Annotated in this window: 1 protein-coding gene; it reads right to left on the reverse strand. The window is 63.0% G+C overall.

Going from position 1 to position 1,355, the window contains the following annotated elements; translation table 11 throughout:
- Positions 1-113 precede the first annotated feature (113 nt).
- Positions 114-1,346, reverse strand: coding sequence for a cyclopropane-fatty-acyl-phospholipid synthase family protein (locus tag EN742_RS35145; protein WP_128333892.1), 1,233 nt, complete (start codon positions 1,344-1,346; stop codon positions 114-116).
- Positions 1,347-1,355 lie beyond the last annotated feature (9 nt).

Genomic DNA, 1,355 nt, shown 5'->3' on the forward strand with positions numbered 1-1,355 from the left:
GGCGGGTGAGGGTGATGGGGGTTTTGCCAAGTACCGCATCGCTCTTTGACGGCTGGTGCGGCAACAACGTCGCCGGCAGCCGAACACCGCGTGCTCGCACGGTGTTGCGGATGCTAGGCCTTATAGACCACCTGGCGGACATCGATGTAGCTGGCGCGGAAGCCGGCTTCGCAATAGTGCAGATAGAACTCCCAGAGCTTCTTGAAGCGCTCGTCGAAGCCGAGCGGGACGATCTTTTCCCACGAGCCCCAGAAGCGCTGGCGCCACTCGGCGAGCGTGCGGGCATAGTCCTGCGGGAAGACGCGCTCGCGCAGATGCGCGAGGCCGTGATCCTTGCCGAGAGCCTTGAGGATCGAGGGTGTCGGCAGCATGCCGCCAGGGAAGACATAGCGCTGGATGAAATCGGGGCGCGCGCGATACGCCTCGTAGGCGGCCTCGTTGATGGTGATGATCTGCAGGCCGGCCGTGCCGCCGGGCTTCAGGCAGGTCTTCATCTTGCCGAAGAACACCGGCCAGTATTTCTCGCCGACCGCCTCGAACATCTCGATCGATGCGATCCGGTCGTAAGTGCCGGTCTCGTCTCGATAATCCTGCAGCTTGATGTCGACCTTGTCGGCAAGCCCGGCTTTCTGGATACGCGCTTTGGCGAAGTCATGCTGTTCGCGGCTGATGGTCAATCCGGTGACGCGGCAACCGATCTCGCGCGCGGCGAATTCGGCAAAGCCGCCCCAGCCGCAGCCTATCTCCAGCACATGGTCCTTCCTGCCGATGCCGGTATCTTTTGCCAGCGCGCGATATTTGGCGGCCTGGGCGCTTTCGAGATCGTTGGCGCCCGTCGCATAAAGCGCCGACGAATAGGTCATGCTCGGATCCAGCCATTTCTCGTAGAAGGCGTTGCCGAGATCGTAGTGCGCCGAGATGTTGCGTCGCGACCCGGTATGCGTGTTTTCGTTGAACCAATGGCGGATGCGCTGGACGGCGTTGATGAGCCAGTTGGCGCCGCCGGCGACCTTCTCGCCGAGGGCGGAATTGACCACGAACAGCTCGAGGAAGCTGGTGACGTCCGGGCTGTCCCAATCGCCGTCCATGTAGGATTCTGCAAGACCGATCGTGCCGCCGGAGAAGGCGCGTCCGGGCAGACGCCAGTTCTTCAGCACCAGTTCGGCATCGGGACCTGGCGCCTTGCCGCCGACGAGGACAGCGCGGCCGTCCGGCATCCTGACCTTGAGCGAGCCGCGCGGCAGGTTCATGGCCGCCAAAAGTACCATGCGCGCCTTGGCCGGCAATCCCTTGACGATCTCGGCGAAATTCAATTCGTCAAGCAGCACCGCATCGCCAGACGCAATGCCAGGATC

It is taken from the genome of Mesorhizobium sp. M4A.F.Ca.ET.020.02.1.1 (genome assembly GCF_004022645.1).
Lineage (GTDB): Bacteria > Pseudomonadota > Alphaproteobacteria > Rhizobiales > Rhizobiaceae > Mesorhizobium.